This window comes from Cryobacterium sp. LW097 (genome assembly GCF_002205495.2).
GTDB classification, from domain to species: domain Bacteria; phylum Actinomycetota; class Actinomycetes; order Actinomycetales; family Microbacteriaceae; genus Cryobacterium; species Cryobacterium zongtaii.
This window is the reverse complement of sequence record NZ_CP021992.1, coordinates 594,483-612,251: the sequence shown is the minus strand read 5'-3', so window position 1 is coordinate 612,251 and position 17,769 is coordinate 594,483. Positions and strand designations below refer to the sequence as shown.

Here is a 17,769-nt window from a genome sequence, read left to right as displayed (position 1 = left end):
TTTCGCCGCTCGCGCGGCCTCATTTTTGACGAAAGACACTCCCTCATGACCAAGACCCGCCTCTACTCCGGCATGCAGCCCTCCGCAGACTCGCTGCAGATCGGCAACTACATCGGTGCGCTGCTGAACTGGAAGAAACTGCAGCAGACCCACGACGCGTTCTTCTCGATCGTGGACCTGCACGCCATCACCGTGGCGCAGGACCCGGCCAAGCTGAGGGAGAACACCCGCGCCACGGCCGCGCAGTACATCGCGGCGGGAATCGACCCGTCCGCGTCGACGCTGTACGTGCAGTCGCACGTGGCCGCGCACGCGCAGCTGGCCTGGGCGCTGAACACCCTCACCGGCTTCGGCGAGGCCAGCCGGATGACCCAGTTCAAGGACAAGTCGATCAAGCAGGGCGCCGACGCCACCACGGTGGGCCTGTTCGCCTACCCGGTGCTGATGGCCGCGGACATCCTGCTGTTCCAGACCGAGATCGTGCCGGTGGGTGAGGACCAGCGCCAGCACGTCGAGCTCACCCGCGACCTGGCCGCCCGGTTCAACTCCCGCTTCGGCGACACCTTCACGGTGCCGACGGCCAGCATCATCCGCGACACCGCGAAGATCTACGACCTGCAGAACCCGACCGCGAAGATGTCGAAGTCAGCCGAGTCGCACGCCGGCGTGATCTGGATGCTCGACGAGCCGTCGGTGACGGCCAAGAAAATCATGCGTGCCGTGACCGACGCCGAGGGTGGTGTGGTTTTCGACCGGGAGAACAAGCCCGGGGTGGCCAACCTGCTCACGATCTACTCCGTGATGGCGGAGCGCTCCATCCAGTCGCTCGAGGACGAGTATGCGGGTCGCGGTTACGGCGACTTCAAGAAGGGCCTGGCCGAGGTGGTCACCGAGACCTTCGGAGGGATTCGGGGGCGGGTGCTCGAGCTACTCGACGACCCGGCCGAACTCGACCGGATCCTCGCCGCCAACGCCGACCGGGCTGCCGCGGTAGCCGATGTCACCCTGGCGACCGCGTTCGACCGGATGGGTTTCCTGGCGCGGCGCTGATGCACCCCGTCGAGCTGTCCTCGCCGTTGCTGCGGCTGGACCAACCGCGCCCGGACGACGCCCAGCGGGTGTTCGAGTACTGCCAGGACCCGGTGATGCCGCAGTACCTGGCCCGCCTGCCCTGGCCGTACCGGCTCGAGGACGCGACGGGTTTCATCACCGGGTACGTGCCGTCGGCCTGGGCGAACGACCAGGAATGCACCTGGGCGGTGCGCGATTCTGCGGCACCGGAGCTTCTCGGCGTGATCAGCCTGAGCGTGCCGGCCGGGGATGCGGCGGCGCGTGCCGGTTCGATCGGCTTCTGGGTGGGCGCCGCCCACCGTGGCCGGGGCCTGATGGTGGAGGCCCAACGGTTGGTGCTGGACTGGGGCTTCAGCACCGGCCTCTGCGACAGCGTGCACTGGGAGTGCGTCGCCGGCAATCTCGCGTCGGCCCGGACCGCCCGGAAGGCCGGGTTCCGCTACACCGGACAGGGACCCGCCGGAGTCGCGTACCGCGACGGGACGCATCCGCCGTCGTGGAAGGGTGCGCTTCGCGCCGCCGACGACCGCACACCGCCCGCGGGCTGGCCGGCCGAGGTCGTGGGCGCGTGACGGGCGCCGGGCCCGCTCTGGGCCGCCTGTGGCCGGTGAGACTGCCGTGACAGTGCCCGCCCTGGTGCTGTTCGACCTGGACGACACCCTGTTCGCGCACCGGGCGGCCGTGGCCGACGGCATCCTCGGGCACATCGCCGGGCAGGGCGGCCGGGGCGCGACCGCCGACCCGCACACCGTCGTGGCGCTCTGGAACGCGCTCGAGGAGCAGCACTATCACGCCTACCTCGCCGGCGATCTGGACTTCGCCGGGCAGCGGAGCGCCAGGGCCCGCGACTTCGCGGCCGCACACGGCGTGACTCTGACCGACGCGGAGGCCGGTGCCTGGTTCGAGGACTACTTCGTGCACTACCGGGCGCACTGGCGGTTGCACGAGGACGCGCTGCCCTGCCTGGACGAGCTGGCCCGGCGCATCCCCGGGGTGGGCTTCGGCCTGATCACCAACGGGGAGCTCGCCTACCAGAGCGTCAAGCTGGCCGACACGGGCCTGGACGCCCGGGTGGAGCACGTGGTGGCCTCGGCCGAGTTCGGCCTGAGCAAACCCCGGCCGGAGATCTTCCTGCACGCCTGCGCCCTGTTCGGAGCCGCTCCTGACGCTTCCGTGTACGTGGGCGACCGGCTGCGCACCGATGCCATCGGCGCCGCCGCCGCCGGGCTGACCGGCGTGTGGTTGGACAGGGTCGGCACGGCCGGCCCTCCCCCGCCAGAGGACGACCTCGCCGAGGCCCGCCGGCTGGGCGTCATCCGCCTCACCACCCTCGACGCCCTGCCGCAGCTCCTCGCGCCGCGCTAGCCGGGTCGCCGCGATATGCGGGGCAGGCGCCGTTATGCGGGTGGCGCGCCACCCGCATAACGGCGCCGCACCCGCACAGCTCGGAGGAGCGGCGGATGCGGCGGTCGGCTAGAGGACGTCTTCGTCGACCCAGTCGAGGGTCTTGGTGACGGCCTTCTTCCAGTTGCGCAGCAGGCGCTCGCGCTCGGCGTCCTCCATGTCGGGCTCCCAGCGGGCGTCTTCCTGCCAGTTGGCTCGCAGTTCGCCCAGGCCGCTCCAGAAGCCCACGGCCAGGCCGGCCGCGTACGCGGCGCCGAGCGCGGTGGTCTCGGCCACGACCGGGCGCACCACGGGCACGCCGAGGATGTCGGCCTGGAACTGCAGCAGCAGGTTGTTGCCGGTGGCGCCGCCGTCGACCTTGAGCTCGGTCAGCGGCACCCCGGAGTCCGCGTTGACCGCGTCGATGACCTCACGGGTCTGGAACGCGATGGCCTCCAGCGCCGCCCGGGCGATGTGGCCCTTGTTCACGAACCGGGTCAGTCCCACCAGGGCGCCGCGGGCATCCGCGCGCCAGTACGGCGCGAACAGGCCGCTGAACGCCGGCACGAAGTAGGCGCCGCCGTTGTCGTCCACGGTGGCGGCCAGGGTCTCGATCTCGCTCGCCGAATTGATCAGCCCGAGGTTGTCGCGCAGCCACTGGATGAGCGACCCGGTGACGGCTATCGACCCCTCCAGCGCGTAGTGCGGTTCGGCGTCGCCGAGCTTGTAGCCCAGGGTGGTGAGCAGGCCGTTCTTGGAGTGGATGATGTCGGTGCCGGTGTTGAAGATCAGGAAGTTACCGGTGCCGTAGGTGTTCTTCGCCTCACCCTGGTCGAAGGCGGCCTGGCCGAACGTGGCGGCCTGCTGGTCACCGAGGATGCCCGCGATGGGCACCTCGCGCAGCAGGCTGTGCTCGTTGACCGTGCCGTAGACCTCGCTGGAGGAGCGGATCTCGGGCATCATCGAGCGCGGAACGCCAAAAGCGGCCAGGATTTCGTCGTCCCATTCGAGGGTCTCGAGGTTCATGAACAGGGTGCGGCTGGCGTTGGTGACGTCGGTGGCGTGCACGCCGCCCTCCAGGCCGCCGGTGAGGTTCCAGAGCACCCAGGAGTCGGTGGTGCCGAACATCAGGTCGCCGCGCTCGGCCTTCTCACGGGCGCCCTCCACGTTCTCCAGGATCCAGACGATCTTGGTGCCGGAGAAGTAGGTCGCCAGCGGCAGGCCCACGGTGGCCTTGAACCTGTCACCGCCACCATCCGCGGCGAGACGGTCGACGATGGGCTGGGTGCGGGTGTCCTGCCAGACGATGGCGTTGTAGACCGGAAGGCCGGTGGTGCGGTCCCAGACCACGGCGGTCTCGCGCTGGTTGGTGATGCCGACGGCCTCGATGTCGTGCCGGGTGAGGTTGGCCTTAGACAGGGCCTGGCCGATGACCTGGCGGGTGTTGCCCCAGATCTCCATCGGGTCGTGCTCGACCCAGCCGGCGCGGGGAAAGATCTGTTCGTGCTCGAGCTGGCCGGTGGAGATGATCGAGCCGGCGTGGTCGAAGATGATGGCGCGGGTGCTCGTGGTGCCCTGGTCGATGGCGAAGATGTACTTGTCACTCATGTCGGAACTCCTGTGTCGGGACGTGGTTGGAATGGGATTAGAGATGGAAAGGGTCTGGCGGGATGCCGGAGGATCAGGTGAGGATGGGCAGCAGCACCAGCGAGGCCCAGCCGGCGAGCACTCCGCCGATGACCGGGCCGGCCACGGGAACCCAGGAGTAGGCCCAGTCGGAGCCGCGCTTGCCCGGGATCGGCAGCAGCGCGTGTGCGATGCGGGGGCCGAGGTCACGGGCCGGGTTGATGGCGTAGCCGGTCGGCCCGCCCAGCGAGGTGCCGATCACAATCACCAGGAACGCCACCGGCAGGGCACCGAGCGCCGCCATGCCACCGTTTTCGCCCTGGCGTCCGTCACTGAAGCCGATGATCACCAGCACCAGCACGAAGGTGCCGATGATCTCGGTGACCAGGTTCCAGCCATACGAACGGATGGCCGGCCCGGTGGCGAACACGCCGAGCTTGTTCGCCGGGTCGGGCTCCTGATCGAAGTGCTGCTTGTACGCCAACCAGACCACGACAGCGCCGAGCACCGCACCGAGCATCTGGGCGGCGATGTACACGAGCACCGACAGCACGTTCACCGGCACACCGGAGCCGAACTCGGTCGCGCCAGAGGCCACCAGGCCCAGCGTCACCGCCGGGTTCAGGTGCGCGCCGGAGTTGTACGAGACGATCACACCGGCGAAGACCGCGAAGCCCCACCCCAGGGTGACCATGAGAAAGCCGGCACCGAAGCCCTTCGTCTTGGTGAGGGCGACGTTGGCGACGACGCCACAGCCGAGGAGCACCAGGAGGGCCGTGCCCACCAGCTCCGAGAGGAATACCACACTGAGATTGTCCACATTGACCTTTCGTGTTCTCAGCGCACGCGGAAGGTTCCGCGCACACCGTCGTGCAGCAAGCGGTGAGGAGCGGAGAAGTCCTCCGCAACTCACCTCGAAAAACTAGAGAGCGTTCACCGCGTCCGTGGCGGCCAGGTCGACCCCGTGCACCTCACGCAGCTCCCGGCTGGCCTGGGCCACCTCGTCGGCGCTGGTGGCGGCATCCCAGCCCAGCACGGGTGCGAGCACCCCGGCCAGCTCGTCGAGCAGCACCACGGTGAGCCCGCCGACGAAGGCCAAGCTGGTGCGGCGCAGCAGCAGGTCGATCAGGTGGGTGACCGACTCCTCGCGCGCCAGGTACTCGATCTCCCGGCGGGTGTAGAGCGGATTGTGCGAGAGCGGCGCATCCGGGGCTTCGGTCAGGAAGTCGATGATCGCGCCGGCCCGGGTGCCGTACCGGGTGAGCAGGGCCTGGGCGCGGGGGCGGCCGACCTCGTCGCCGTTGGCGGCGAGCCAGACGGTGTGAGCGGCCGGGGTGGCCGGGTATCCCTTGCCGCCGCCGATGGCGAGGCCCTCGGTGGACACCGTGCGCGGAACGCCGAGCAGGGTGAGGATGTCGCCGCTGAGGTGTTCGGCCAGGGCGCGGAAGGTGGTCCACTTGCCGCCGACCAGGCTGAGCAGGGTGCCGGGGCGCGCTCCCAACGGGCTGGACTCGATGCGGTAGTCCCGCGACACGAAGCCGGGCGCCTCGTCGTCGTGCCGGGGCAGCGGACGCACCCCGGAGAACCTGAACACGATGTGCGAGCGGTCCACCACGATGTCGGGGAAGACGTGCTTGACCAGGTCGAAGAAGTAGTCGATCTCGTCTTCGGTGGTGCGGATCGGCTGGCTCATGTCGTGCTCGAGGTCGGTGGTGCCGATGAGCACCCGGCCGGCGAGCGGGTAGATCAGCACGATGCGGCCGTCGTTGTTCTCGAAGAAGATCTCCCCGCCGCCGGTCGCGGCGAGCAGTTCGGGGTGGTCGAGCACGATGTGCGAGCCCTTGGTGCCGCCCATGTAGGTGCTGGCCTGGCCGAGCGCCGAGTTGGTCAGGTCGGTCCACGGGCCGGAGGTGTTCACGACAACGTCAGCGGCGAAGCTGAATTCCTCGCCGGTGACGGTGTTGCGCAGGCGCACGCCGTCGGCATCCATGCCCACAGCTTCGATGTAGTTGGCGGCGCGGGCGTGCGCGCCGGTGTCGAGACCGTCGCGGAGCACGTCAAGGGCGAGGCGTTCCGGGTCGTGCATCGACGCGTCGTAGTAGGTGGCGGTGTACTTGAGGCCGGGGTTCAGGCGCGGCAGGCGTTCGAGCGACTTCTTGCGGCCGTGGAACTCGTGCTTGGGCACCGAGCCGCCGTCGCGGGAGAAGGAGTCATAGAGCACCAGGCCGACCTTGATCAGCAGCGCGCCGCGCTCCTGCGCCTTGCCCTGCTTGTGGGTGAGGAAGCGCAGCGGCGCGGCGAGCACCCCGGACAGGGCGGAGAACATCGGCACCGTGGTCTTCAGCGGCTTGACGTAATGCGGGGCGATCTTGAGCAGCCCGTTGCGCTCGGTGACCGACTCCTTCACGAGCCTGAATTCGCCGTTCTCCAGGTAACGGATGCCGCCGTGGATCATGTGCGAGGACGCCGCGGAGGCGCCGGACACGAAGTCCCCCTTGTCGACGATGGTGACGTCGACGCCCTGCAGCGCCAGGTCGCGGAACGTGGCGATGCCGTTGATACCGGCCCCGATGATGAGGACCTTCGCCGACGGACGCGCGGCCAGTGCGGATCGGGCGGAATCAGCGGGCGAGGAAACGGGGATGGACTGCACTGTTCACTACCTTTGTTCGTTCTTCGGCCGATGGATGACCCTGTGCTGTTCGGCTGAATTGGTGCGGACGGCCCAGCCGGGTTTGCGCGGGGGCCCTCCATATGGATTAATCAAGCTTGAGTAGATCAATCACATCCGGTCAAGCCGGGTGAACAAACGTGCAAGGAGGGGCTGTGAGCCTCGTCGACGAGTCAGCGCAGTCCGATCGGGTGCGGGATGCCCTCACGGCCGCGCACCTGTATTACATGCAGGACCTGACCATGGATGCCATCGCCCACGAGCTGCACACCTCCCGCTCCTCGGTGTCCCGCCTGCTCAGTCACGCCCGCGCGACCGGCCTCGTCGACATCCAGATCCGCTCCCCGCTGGACGCACCGAGCCGCCTCGAACTGCTCATCCAGGAGCGCTTCCACATCACCGCGCACGTCGTTCCGGTGCCCGATCACGCCACGGATGTGGACAGATTGGAGCGGGTGGCCCTCTCGGTTGCACGGATTCTCGGTCAGTTCTTCGACTCGAACATGGTGATGGGCATCGCCTGGGGGTCCACGATGAACGCCATCAGCCGTCACGTGACACCCAAGCAGACCCACGGGTCGCAGATCATCCAGCTCAACGGCGCCGGCAATATGCGCACCACCGGCCTCAGCTACGCCAGCGAGATCCTCGGCCGGTTCGGCTACGCGTTCGGCGCACACGTCCACCAGTTCCCGGTGCCGGCGTTCTTCGACAACCCGGCCACCAAGCAGGCCCTCTGGCGCGAACGCAGCGTGAGCCGGCTGCTCGAGATGCAGTCCCGGATGGACGTGGCCCTGTTCGGCCTCGGCTCGCCGTTCTCCGAGGTACCCAGCCACGTCTACGCCGGCGGCTACCTCGAGGAGGCGGACTACGCCTCGCTCAGCCGCTCGGAGGTAGTGGGCGATGTGGCCACCATCTTCTACCGGGCCGACGGGTCCACCGACGGCATCCAGCTGAACGCCCGAGGCACCGGCCCGGACTTCACGGTACTCAGGCAGACCCCACGACGGCTCTGCGTCGTGTCGGGAACGGCCAAGCTTGCCAGCCTCCGCGGCGCGTTGAAAGCCGACCTGATCACCGATTTGTTCGTGGACGAGAGCACCGCCCGGGCCCTGGTCGCCAACGCCTGACCCAGCGGCGGAGGTCGCCGGGTTACGCCGGGAATACGCCGGACCGGTACGCGTTGAGATATAACTGACAGTAGATACGTGCTCCGGGGTCGGTGAGAATCCGAACCGGCGGTGAAAGTCCGCGAGCTGGAACCTGCTTTTCGGGTCCCGGTTGAGCTGGTGAAACTCCAGCACCGACGGTTAAAGTCCGGATGGGAGGCGCACGAGTCGATGGTTCGTTGTGGACCGTCGACGGTTTTCGCGTACGCGAAATCCCCTCCCGGAGCGCCCAAACGACGGGACAGGGAATGCACCAGCAGCACACGCTCGAGCGCGCGATGCGCCGAGCCCTGCAGCTGGCCGGCAACGGCCCGGCCGAGGGGGTCAACCCCCGGGTCGGCTGCGTGATCCTCAGCCCGACCGGCGAGATCATCGCCGAGGGCTGGCACCGCGGCGCAGGCACCTGCCACGCCGAGGTGGACGCACTCGCCCGGCTCGACCCGGCCGATGCCCGCGGCGCCACCGCCGTGGTCACCCTCGAACCCTGCAACCACACCGGCCGCACCGGGCCATGCGCACTGGCCCTCATCGACGCCGGCATCGGCCGGGTGGTCTACGCCGTCGCCGACCCCGGACCGCACTCGTCGGGCGGCGGCGACCGGCTGCGCGCGGCCGGCATCGACGTGACCGGCGGCCTGCTCGCCGACGAGGTGGCGGCCTTCCTGGCCGACTGGCTGGTCTCTGCGCGCCTGGGCCGCCCGTTCGTGACCGTGAAGTGGGCGTCGAGCCTGGATGGCCGCGCCGCCGCCGCCGACGGCACCAGCCAGTGGATCACCGGCCCGGCCGCCCGGCGGGACGTGCACGAGCGCCGCGCCCGCGCGGACGCGATCCTGGTGGGCACCGGCACCGCCCTGGCCGACGACCCGTCGCTTACCGCCCGCGCCGCCGACGGCACCCTGCTGCCGCATCAGCCGCGGCCCGTGGTGGTGGGGCGCCGCCCGGTGCCGGCCGACGCCGCCGTGCACCGGCACCCGCTCACCCCGTGGTTCCTGGCCGGGCACGACGTCGCCGCGCTGCTGGCCGAGCTGCACGAGCGCGGCATCCGCCGGGTCTTCGTGGAGGGCGGCCCCGCCCTGGCCAGCGCCTTCGTACGGGCCGGCCTGGTCGACGAGTACCTCGTCTACCTGGCGCCCACCCTGCTCGGCGGCGACAGGCTGGCCCTGGGCGACATCGGCGTCACCGGCATCGACGCCCAGCGCCGGCTGCGGATCGGAGAGCTGCAGCACCTCGGCGAGGACCTGCTGCTGGTCGCCCGGCCGGCCGACACCGATGCCACTACCGCCGAGACCAGCCCCACCGACCAGACCACCCGGGCCGCCGCGGCACACCCCCGCACACGCCCCGACACACAGACGAGCTGAAGGACCACCATGTTCACCGGAATCATTGAGGAGCTCGGCACCGTCGAGCGCATCGAGCGAACGAAGGATGCTGCCCGCCTCACCATCCGCGGCCTGCTCGCGGTCGACGGCGCCGGGCACGGCGACTCCATCTCGGTGAGCGGTGTCTGCCTCACCGTGGTGGAGCAGACCGATTCGACCTTCACCGCCGACGTGATGGCGCAGACCCTGTCGATGTCCACCCTCGCCGGCGTCACCGCGGGCACCCCGGTGAACCTCGAACGCGCCGCTCTGGTGGGCGGCCGGCTCGGCGGCCACATTGTGCAGGGCCACATCGACGGGACCGGCACGGTGCTGGCCGTCGTGCCCGGCGATGCCTGGCGGGTCGTGCGGTTCAGCCTCGATCCGGCGTTGGCGCCGCTGGTGGTGGACAAGGGCTCCATCGCCATCGACGGGGTCTCCCTCACGGTGAGCAGCATCTCCGCCGCCGCCCAGCCCGACCAGTGGTTCGAGGTGTCGCTGATCCCCGAGACCCTCGCCGCCACCACTCTGGGCGGCCTGACGGTGGGCGACAGGGTCAACCTGGAGACCGACATCCTCGCCCGGCACGTGCAACGGATGCTCGCCCTCGCGGCGAGCGCCGCAGCCCCCTCGACCGAAACATCCGCACCATCCGCAGTTCTAAGGAGCACCCCATGAGCCTCGCCGACATCCCCACCGCACTGGCGGCACTCCGGCTCGGCAAGCCCGTCATCGTCGCCGACGACGAGGGCCGCGAGAACGAGGGCGACGTGATCATCTCCGCCCAACTGGCCACCCAGGAGTGGATCGCCTGGACCGTGCGGCACTCGAGCGGCTTCATCTGCGCGCCGATGACCAACGACATCGCCGACACCCTCGACCTGCCCGTCATGGTGCTCAACAACGAGGACCCGCGCGGCACCAACTACACCGTCACCGTCGACGCTGCCGACCGGTTGAGCACCGGCATCAGCGCGGCCGACCGGGCGCACACCCTGCGGGTGCTCGCCGAACCCAGCTCGACGCCGGCCAGCCTGAACCGGCCCGGCCACATCCTGCCGTTGCGGGCCATGGACGGCGGAGTGCGGGAACGCGACGGCCACACCGAAGCCGCGGTCGACCTGATGAAGCTGGCCGGGCTCACTCCCGTCGCCGGGATCGCCGAGATCGTCGCAGAAGACGGCGAGATGATGCGCCTGCCCGGACTGCTCCTCCTCGGGGAGCGGGAGGGCGTGCCGGTGATCACCATCGCCGACCTCATCGCGCACCTGCAGGAGTTCCACTGCGACGACGACCTCGCCTCGGTCAGCCCGATCCGCGAATCGCCGCGGGTGGACTTCGAGGTGGAGACCACGGTGCCCACCGAACACGGCTCGTTCCAGATTCGCGCGTACCGCGACCGGATGACCGGGGCCGACCATGTCGCCATCGTCTCGGGCAGCCCGCAGGACGGAGCCCTCGTGCGGGTGCACTCCGAATGCCTCACCGGCGAGGCCTTCGGCTCGCTCAAATGCGAGTGCGGGCCGCAGCTGCAGGCCGCGCTGGACACCATCGAACGCGAGGGCGGCGTGGTGGTGTACCTCCGCGGCCAGGAGGGTCGCGGCATCGGCCTGATCAACAAGCTGCGCGCATACAAGCTGCAGGAGGACGGCCTGGACACCCTCGACGCGAACCTCGCGCTGGGCCTGCCGGCCGATTCCCGCGACTACGGCGCGGCCACCGCCATCCTCGACGAACTGGGCCTGGGCTCGGTGCGGCTGCTCACCAACAACCCGGAGAAGGTGCGCCAGCTGCAGGCCTACGGCGTGACAGTCACCGAACGGGTGCCGCTGGTCGTGGGCGTTGGCAGCCACAACGAGGACTACCTCGCCGCCAAGCGTGACCGGATGGGTCACGAAATCTCAGCACACCAGATCGTGAAAGGACTCGCACTATGAGTGGAGCAGGATCCCCCGCCATCGACGTCGACGGCACCGGACTGGAGGTGGTGATCGTCGCCGGCCGCTGGCACGACGTGATCACCGACGGTCTCATCGCCGGAGCCACCCGGGTGCTCGAGGCATCCGGGGCGACGTTCTCGCTCGTGCGGGTGCCCGGCAGCTTCGAGCTGCCCGTGGCGAGCAAGGTGGCGCTGGAGAACGGCGCCGACGCTGTGGTGGCACTGGGGGTCATCATCCGCGGCGGCACCCCGCACTTCGAGTACGTGTCGGCGGCGGCAACGGACGGCCTCACCCGGGTGGCGCTGGACACCGGCAAGCCGGTGGGCTTCGGCGTGCTCACCCTCGACGACGAGCAGCAGGGCCTGGACCGGGCCGGACTGCCCGGCTCGAAGGAGGACAAGGGCGAGGAGGCCGCCACCGCGGCGCTGGCCACGGCCCTGGTGCTCAAGGCCCTCCGCGAGCGTTAGGCCCTAGCGGGATTCGAGGAGCGCGGTGACCCGTTCGAGCAGGTCGTTGGCGCGGAACGGCTTGATCAGGTAGCCATCCGCGCCCGTCGCCAGGGCCAGCGCGATGTCGCTGTCCTGCGACTTGGCGGTGAGCAACAGGATGCGCGGCTGGGTCAGCGCGGTGTCGGCCCGCACCTGCGCGCACACCTCGATGCCCGTGAGCTTGGGCATCATCCAGTCCAGCACGATCAGATCGGGCGAGCCGGCGCGGGCGGCCGCGAGGCCCTCCTCACCGTCGCCAGCCTCGGACACCTCGTGCCCGGCCCGGCGCAGTTTGTGGCCGATCAGGGCCCTGACGTCTTCGTCGTCCTCGACGATCAAAATGCGTGACATACGGCGTGTCCCCTGGTTCGGCGGTCTATCTTCAGCGCGTGTCACCCGCACTGGGCACACGACACACTAAGTTGACAATATCCAATCGCGCCGCGGTCGGCTTCACGGGGAAGGCACCACGCGAGTGAACAATCTTGTCGTGTCGCTGTGGGCCGCGCCGCGCCGCTGGCGTTACGCGGCCATCCTCGTGCTTCTGTTGGTGGCCTATGGCCTCGGCAGGGCCTCCCTCGCGGCGCCGCCCTCGCCGACCGGTGTCGCCCAGTGGTGGCCCGCCGCGGCCGCCGCCGTGCTCGCGATGTGTGTGGCCAGGGGCCGGGAACGCGCCGTGGTGGCGATACTGGTCACCGTGGTCACCGTGGCCGCGAACCTCGGCGGCGGCCGTCCCCTGCCGGTTGCCCTCGGCTTCGGTCTTGCCAACGCCCTCGAGGCCTGGGTGTTCAGCGCCATCGTCGCTCGCCGGGACGAACCGGCCCGCCTGGACACCGTGCGGGACGTGCTGCGGTTCACCATCGCCGTTCTGTGTGGCGCCGTCGCGATCGGGCTCGTCGCCGCGAGCACGGTGACGCTGTTCGAGGGCGCCTCGTTCGGCCAGGTGCTGCTTGCCGCCATCCCCTCGCACGCGTTCGCCGTTTTTGTGCTCGTCCCTCTTGCCCTGGTGCGCCGTAGCCAGGCGCGGGCGGAGCGTCGCCTGGAGTTGCTCATCCAGGTGGGCGCCATGATGCTGGTGCTCGGAGTGGTGTACGGGCCGGGCCGGTCACTGCCGATCTCCTTCCTCATCCTGCCGCTGCTCACCTGGGCGGCCTTCAGGTTCGGGATCCGGATCGTGGCCTGGGAAGTCTGCGGCACGGCAATGGTCGCGTCGGGGCTCACCTCGCTCGGGATCGGCTACTTCAGCGCGGCGCAGAGCGGCGCCACCGGCACGAGCGGACCGTACGTGCAAATCTTCCTGGTCACCTTCGCGAGTTCGATGCTGTTGCTGGCCGCCGAGCTGGCCCAGCGCGACGACGTCCTCAGCCGGGAACGGGAGGTGGTGCAGGCCCTGCGCGAGCTCAACCGGCAGAAGGATGACTTCGTCTCGTCGGTCAGCCACGAGCTGCGCACCCCGATCACGAGCATCCTGGGCTTTGCCGAGGAGCTCGAGGACACCACTCTCGACGCCGATCAGGCCCGCTTCACCCGGGTGATCGTGCGCAACTCGCATCGGTTGGCGCAACTGGTGGAGGACCTGTTGGACCTCTCCAAAATGAGCACCCACACCGACACCGGCCAGGACGAGGCCGTTGACCTGGCGGCACTGGTGGCCGAATGTGTCGAGGAGCAGGCCCCGCAGGCGCACGCCGCCGGGGTGAGCCTGACCGCCGAGTTCGGCGCCGGACCGTTCGATGTGCGCAGTTCGGCGTCCGACCTGCGTCGGGTGCTCACGAACCTGGTCTCGAACGCCGTCAAGTTCACTCCTCCGCACGGGCAGGTCTGGGTCGGCTGCACGACCGACACCGACGGCATGTTGCTCACCGTCAGCGACAACGGGGTGGGCATCCCGCCGCAGGACATCGAGCGGGTCTTCGACAGGTTTTTCAGATCGGCGAGCGCCGAGTTGCTGGCGGGCACCGGGCTCGGGCTCCCCCTCACCAAGGGACTCGTCGACAGGCTCGGCGGTACCATCGACCTGCAGTCGGACGGCCACACCGGCACCCACGTCACCGTGGCCCTCCCCCGCGTCTCGCCGCTTCGGTCGGGCACCACGACCGAAACGGATTCGCCCAGCACGACCACCCGAATGTAGGGTGAATCAGGCCGCCACAAGCGGCCGCCGTCTTTCTGAGCGTCAACCCGTCCGCCCCAGACGACTGACCGCCGTCTCGCGCCCAGACTCAGCCACGCCATTTCCTTCATTCGGAGCGCCCACACTCATGTCAGCATCCACCGCGGCGGCCACATCCGTCGCCCCCGCGCCCACGAATCCTCGCAGCCGCGTCATCCTGGCCAGCCTCATCGGCACCACCATAGAGTTCTACGACTTCTACGTCTACGCCACCGCCGCTGTGCTGGTCTTCCCGCACCTGTTCTTCCCGTCCGGCAACGAGACCGCCGCCCTGCTCGCCTCCTTCGCGGTGTTCGGCGCCGCCATGGTGGCCCGGCCGCTCGGCGCCCTGTTCTTCGGCCACTTCGGCGACAAGAAAGGCCGCAAGGCCACCCTGGTCGGAGCGCTGCTCACGATGGGGATCGCCACGTTCCTGATCGGGCTGCTGCCCACATACGCCATGGTCGGCTGGCTCGCCCCGGCGATGCTGGTGATCCTGCGCCTCGCCCAGGGCTTCGCCCTCGGCGGCGAGTGGAGCGGCGCGGCCCTGGTGGCCACCGAGAACGCCCCCAAGGGCAAGCGCGCCTGGTACGGCACCTTCCCGCAGGTCGGCGCCCCGCTCGGCTTCATCATCGCGAACGGCCTGTTCCTGCTCATCGCGCTGCTGCTGCCCTCCGACGACCCGACCCGGCCGTCGGATGCGTTCCTCGAGTGGGCATGGCGGGTGCCGTTCCTGTTCAGCGCCGTCATGGTGATCGTGGGCCTCTGGGTGCGTCTGCGCCTGGTGGAGAGCGACGCGTTCACCAAGATCGTCACCACCAAGAAGGTCGCCAAGCTGCCGCTCGCCGCGGTGTTCAAGTCCAACTGGCGTGAACTCATCCTGGGCACCTTCATCATGCTGGCCACCTACGTGCTGTTCTACCTGATGACCACGTTCAGCCTCAGCTACGGCCGTGCCGCCACGGATGCGCCGGTGGCGGGCCTCGGCTACAGCTACACCACGTTCGTGCTGATGATGATCGGCGGCGTCGTGTTCTTCGGCATCTTCACCCTCGCCTCCGGGCCGTGGGCGGACAGGTTCGGCCGCCGCCGCACGCTGCTCTGGGTGACCGCGGGAATCGTCGTGTTCGGGTTCCTGTTCGTGCCGCTGCTGGGCGCCGGGTTCCTCGGCGTGATGATCTTCCTGATCCTCGGCTTCACCCTGATGGGCATGACGTTCGGCCCGATGGGCGCGCTGCTGCCCGAGCTGTTCCCCACCCACGTGCGCTACACGGGCTCCGCGTTCGCGTACAACATGAGCTCGATCCTCGGTGCGGCCGTGGCCCCGTTCATCGCCGTGTGGCTGTGGACCCTCGGCGAGGGCAGCCCGTTCTGGGTGGGCATCTACCTTTCGGTGATGGGCCTGATCACCCTGGTGGCGCTCTACCTCAGCCGCGAGACCCGCGACCTCGACCTCGAGCGCTGACCCGCGCGGCTCGACCCACGCTGGCGCTACAGCTCGCGAAAGCGGTCGTGTGGCTGTCTCAGTTCTCTGAGGTAGCCACATGGCCGCTTTCGCGCAATCGGATGTCAATTTGAGTTGACACGAATGGGATCTGTCAATTACGGTTGACACATGTTGGATGACACGGGACGAACACTGGTGGGCGACGCCGGCTCAGGCGACCCGATCGAGACACTGCGGGCAATCAAGCGGATGCGCGGCGAACTCGACCGCGCCGAGGCCCTGGCCGTGCGGCGGGCACGCAACGCCAATGCGCCCTGGCAGCTGATCGCCCTGGCCCTCGAGGTCTCCCGGCAGGCCGTGCACAAGAAGTACGGCCGTGGCTAGCCTGCACCCGGCGAGGCCCGCATCCGCGCGGGCGCCGGTTAAGCTCGACTGGTGAGTACGACACCCCCCGGCACCAGCACCCCCGCGTCCGACACCCCCGCACCCAGGACACGTTCCCGGATGGGCCGCCGCGGCGCCCCGACCGAAGGGCCGCGGGCCTCCTTCAGCCAGTTGCTGCCCTACCTGTCCGAACACCGGGCCGTGCTCAGCGTTGTCGTGGTGCTCAGCGTGCTCGGCGCCGCCGCGAGCCTGGCCCAGCCGCTGCTGGTGAGCCAGGTGATCACCCTCGTCGAGGCCGGCGACCCGCTGGACAACATCGTCACGGGGCTCGTCGCGCTCGTCGTGGTCTCCGCCCTGATCAGCGGATACCAGCACTACCTTCTGCAGCGCACCGGCGAGGGCGTGGTGCTCTCCAGCCGCCGCCGCCTGATCGGGCGGATGCTGAACCTGCCGATCAGCCAGTTCGACGCCCGCCGCACCGGCGACCTGGTCTCCAGGGTCAGCTCGGACACCACCCTGCTCCGCGCCGTGCTCACCCAGGGCGCCGTGGAGGCCATCGGCGGGTCGCTCACCTTCATCGGCGCCATCATCGCGATGCTCATCATCGACCCGGTGCTGCTGGGCCTTACGGTGCTCGTGATCGCCGTGTCAGTGGTTACCGTGGTGCTGCTGTCCCGGCGCATCCGCACCGCCAGCCTGGCCGCCCAGACCAAGGTCGGCGACCTGGCCGCCAGCGTTGAACGGGCCATCAGCGCCGTACGCACGGTGCGCGCCGCCAACGCCACCGCCCGCGAGATCGCGGTGGTCGAAAAGGACGCCGAGGGTGCCTGGCAGATGGGCATCAAGGTCGCCAAGGTCTCGGCCCTGGTCGTGCCGATCGCCGGCATCGCGCTGCAGGTGTCGCTGCTCGTGGTGCTCGGCGTCGGGGGCTTCCGGGTGGCGGACGGCAGCATCACCATCGCCGACCTGGTGTCGTTCATCCTGTTCCTGTTCATGATGATCATGCCGCTGGGCCAGTTCTTCGGCGCGATCACCTCGGTCAACTCGGCGCTCGGCGCCCTCGGCCGCATCCAGGAGATCATCGACCTGCCCAGCGAAGACCAGTTCGACCGCGACATCGCGCCGCTGGCCATCGTGGTGGGCGCCGCGAACGCCAAGGTCAACCCGGAGGCGCCGGCGATCTCGTTCGAGGACGTGCGCTTCCACTACGCCCCCACCGTGCTCGCCACGACGGATGCCGCCACCGGCGAGCAGCTGGCTGCCGTGCGCCCCGGCCCGGTCGCCCAGGCGGTCCTCGCCGCCGAGGACGGCAGCACCCCCGACGCCACCACCGAGTTCACCGGCCCCGACACGACGGCCCCTGCTGTCGGCCCGGCCACCCCGACACCGGTGCTGCGCGGCGTCTCGTTCAGTGCCCCCCGCGGTCTGCGCACCGCTCTGGTGGGCCCGTCCGGTGCCGGCAAGAGCACCATCCTCGCGCTGATCGAGCGGTTCTACGACGCCGACTCCGGCGTGGTGCGGCTCGGCGGCCTCGACATCCGCAGCCTGGACCGCACCGACCTGCGCGGTCAGATCGGCTACGTGGAGCAGGACGCCCCCGTGCTGGCCGGCTCGCTGCGCGACAACCTCACCCTCGCCACGCCGGACGCCACCGACGAGCAGTGCGTGGCCGTGCTGCACGCCGTGAACCTCGGCGAGGTGCTCGACCGCGACCCGGCCGGCCTCGGTGCCGCGGTCGGCGAAGACGGCGTCAAACTCTCCGGCGGCGAACGCCAGCGCCTCGCCATCGCCCGGGCGCTGCTCGCCGCCCCGCCGATCCTGCTGCTGGACGAGTCCACCTCGAGCCTGGACGGCATGAACGAACAGCTGATGCGCGAGGCCATCGACGCCGTGGCGGTGGACCGCACCCTGATCGTGATCGCGCACCGGCTCTCCACCGTGGTCGACTCTGACCAGATCGTGGTCCTGGACCACGGCGAGGTCGTCGGCACCGGGACCCACTCCGAGCTGGTGCTCTCCACCCCGCTGTACCGCGACCTGGCCAAGCACCAGCTGCTGGTCTAACAGCACTCGCGAC

The 17,769-nt window shown here is 69.5% G+C and carries 16 protein-coding genes and 1 riboswitch; of the genes, 12 read left to right on the top strand and 4 right to left on the bottom strand.

Annotation, left to right across the window (positions count from 1 at the left end; genetic code table 11):
• Positions 1–45 precede the first annotated feature (45 nt).
• The 3 genes from trpS to B7495_RS02820 are packed head-to-tail and all read left to right on the top strand — an operon-like array spanning position 46 to position 2,436.
• Positions 46–1,050, top strand: a complete 1,005-nt coding sequence (trpS, locus tag B7495_RS02830; protein WP_088455238.1) for a tryptophan--tRNA ligase — start codon at positions 46–48, stop codon at positions 1,048–1,050.
• Entirely contained in the window at positions 1,050–1,643 is a 594-nt protein-coding gene (locus tag B7495_RS02825; protein ID WP_088455237.1) for a GNAT family N-acetyltransferase, read from the top strand. Before trpS ends, B7495_RS02825 begins: the two co-directional genes overlap by 1 nt.
• Before the next feature lie 46 nt (positions 1,644–1,689).
• A complete protein-coding gene (locus B7495_RS02820; protein ID WP_088457861.1) occupies positions 1,690–2,436 on the top strand; it encodes an HAD family hydrolase in 747 nt (248 codons plus the stop codon).
• Between the two features lie 108 nt (positions 2,437–2,544).
• Here the strand turns inward: B7495_RS02820 and glpK are convergent, their stop codons facing one another.
• The 3 genes from glpK to B7495_RS02805 form a co-directional block, all read right to left on the bottom strand.
• The gene (gene glpK, locus B7495_RS02815; RefSeq protein ID WP_088455236.1) at positions 2,545–4,062 is read right to left on the bottom strand and encodes a glycerol kinase GlpK; all 1,518 of its coding nucleotides are present in this window, start codon (positions 4,060–4,062) and stop codon (positions 2,545–2,547) included.
• A 73-nt stretch (positions 4,063–4,135) separates the two neighbouring features.
• Positions 4,136–4,885 (bottom strand): MIP/aquaporin family protein, encoded by a 750-nt coding sequence (locus tag B7495_RS02810; RefSeq protein ID WP_240632368.1) that lies wholly within the window; start codon positions 4,883–4,885, stop codon positions 4,136–4,138.
• A gap of 117 nt (positions 4,886–5,002) precedes the next feature.
• Positions 5,003–6,724 carry a glycerol-3-phosphate dehydrogenase/oxidase gene (locus B7495_RS02805; protein WP_088457860.1) on the bottom strand — a complete coding sequence of 574 codons (1,722 nt, stop codon included), beginning with the start codon at positions 6,722–6,724 and terminating at the stop codon, positions 5,003–5,005.
• Between the two features lie 254 nt (positions 6,725–6,978).
• On the opposite strand from B7495_RS02805, the gene B7495_RS02800 reads away from it, so the two are divergent.
• The 5 genes from B7495_RS02800 to ribH all read left to right on the top strand — a co-directional run bounded on the left by B7495_RS02800 (position 6,979) and on the right by ribH (position 11,688).
• Complete coding sequence (locus B7495_RS02800) at positions 6,979–7,881, top strand: sugar-binding transcriptional regulator (RefSeq protein ID WP_088457859.1); 903 nt, start codon at positions 6,979–6,981, stop codon at positions 7,879–7,881.
• A gap of 75 nt (positions 7,882–7,956) precedes the next feature.
• Positions 7,957–8,088, top strand: a riboswitch (FMN riboswitch).
• Positions 8,089–8,168: 80 nt separating this feature from the next.
• Positions 8,169–9,281, top strand: coding sequence for a bifunctional diaminohydroxyphosphoribosylaminopyrimidine deaminase/5-amino-6-(5-phosphoribosylamino)uracil reductase RibD (gene ribD / locus B7495_RS02795; RefSeq protein WP_240632367.1), 1,113 nt, complete (start codon positions 8,169–8,171; stop codon positions 9,279–9,281).
• 9 nt (positions 9,282–9,290) lie between these two features.
• Complete coding sequence (locus B7495_RS02790; RefSeq protein ID WP_088455234.1) at positions 9,291–9,959, top strand: riboflavin synthase; 669 nt, start codon at positions 9,291–9,293, stop codon at positions 9,957–9,959.
• On the top strand, positions 9,956–11,218 hold the full coding sequence (gene ribA / locus B7495_RS02785) for a GTP cyclohydrolase II (protein ID WP_088455233.1): 1,263 nt from the start codon (positions 9,956–9,958) through the stop codon (positions 11,216–11,218). Before B7495_RS02790 ends, ribA begins: the two co-directional genes overlap by 4 nt.
• Positions 11,215–11,688, top strand: a complete 474-nt coding sequence (ribH, locus tag B7495_RS02780; protein WP_088455232.1) for a 6,7-dimethyl-8-ribityllumazine synthase — start codon at positions 11,215–11,217, stop codon at positions 11,686–11,688. Before ribA ends, ribH begins: the two co-directional genes overlap by 4 nt.
• A 3-nt stretch (positions 11,689–11,691) precedes the next feature.
• Here the strand turns inward: ribH and B7495_RS02775 are convergent, their stop codons facing one another.
• On the bottom strand, positions 11,692–12,060 hold the full coding sequence (locus tag B7495_RS02775; RefSeq protein WP_088455231.1) for a response regulator transcription factor: 369 nt from the start codon (positions 12,058–12,060) through the stop codon (positions 11,692–11,694).
• A 124-nt stretch (positions 12,061–12,184) separates the two neighbouring features.
• Between B7495_RS02775 and B7495_RS02770 the strand changes: the two genes are divergently transcribed.
• The 4 genes from B7495_RS02770 (at position 12,185) to B7495_RS02755 (ending at position 17,756) form a co-directional block, all read left to right on the top strand.
• Complete coding sequence (locus tag B7495_RS02770) at positions 12,185–13,843, top strand: HAMP domain-containing sensor histidine kinase (protein ID WP_088455230.1); 1,659 nt, start codon at positions 12,185–12,187, stop codon at positions 13,841–13,843.
• 127 nt (positions 13,844–13,970) lie between these two features.
• Positions 13,971–15,326 carry an MFS transporter gene (locus tag B7495_RS02765; RefSeq protein WP_088455229.1) on the top strand — a complete coding sequence of 452 codons (1,356 nt, stop codon included), beginning with the start codon at positions 13,971–13,973 and terminating at the stop codon, positions 15,324–15,326.
• A 150-nt stretch (positions 15,327–15,476) separates the two neighbouring features.
• Complete coding sequence (locus B7495_RS02760; protein ID WP_088455228.1) at positions 15,477–15,692, top strand: hypothetical protein; 216 nt, start codon at positions 15,477–15,479, stop codon at positions 15,690–15,692.
• A 120-nt stretch (positions 15,693–15,812) separates the two neighbouring features.
• A complete protein-coding gene (locus B7495_RS02755) occupies positions 15,813–17,756 on the top strand; it encodes an ABC transporter ATP-binding protein (RefSeq protein WP_088455227.1) in 1,944 nt (647 codons plus the stop codon).
• Positions 17,757–17,769: the final 13 nt, after the last annotated feature.

Bases quoted from the DNA above. Each gene is read 5' to 3' on its own strand.
- trpS (WP_088455238.1), top strand. From the start codon at position 46: ATGACCAAGACCCGCCTCTACTCCGGCATGCAGCCCTCCGCAGACTCG.
- B7495_RS02825 (WP_088455237.1), top strand. From the start codon at position 1,050: ATGCACCCCGTCGAGCTGTCCTCGCCGTTGCTGCGGCTGGACCAACCG.
- glpK (WP_088455236.1), bottom strand. From the start codon at position 4,062: ATGAGTGACAAGTACATCTTCGCCATCGACCAGGGCACCACGAGCACC.
- B7495_RS02800 (WP_088457859.1), top strand. From the start codon at position 6,979: ATGCAGGACCTGACCATGGATGCCATCGCCCACGAGCTGCACACCTCC.
- ribD (WP_240632367.1), top strand. From the start codon at position 8,169: ATGCACCAGCAGCACACGCTCGAGCGCGCGATGCGCCGAGCCCTGCAG.
- B7495_RS02790 (WP_088455234.1), top strand. From the start codon at position 9,291: ATGTTCACCGGAATCATTGAGGAGCTCGGCACCGTCGAGCGCATCGAG.
- ribA (WP_088455233.1), top strand. From the start codon at position 9,956: ATGAGCCTCGCCGACATCCCCACCGCACTGGCGGCACTCCGGCTCGGC.
- ribH (WP_088455232.1), top strand. From the start codon at position 11,215: ATGAGTGGAGCAGGATCCCCCGCCATCGACGTCGACGGCACCGGACTG.
- B7495_RS02775 (WP_088455231.1), bottom strand. From the start codon at position 12,060: ATGTCACGCATTTTGATCGTCGAGGACGACGAAGACGTCAGGGCCCTG.
- B7495_RS02765 (WP_088455229.1), top strand. From the start codon at position 13,971: ATGTCAGCATCCACCGCGGCGGCCACATCCGTCGCCCCCGCGCCCACG.
- B7495_RS02760 (WP_088455228.1), top strand. From the start codon at position 15,477: ATGTTGGATGACACGGGACGAACACTGGTGGGCGACGCCGGCTCAGGC.
- B7495_RS02755 (WP_088455227.1), top strand. From the start codon at position 15,813: ATGGGCCGCCGCGGCGCCCCGACCGAAGGGCCGCGGGCCTCCTTCAGC.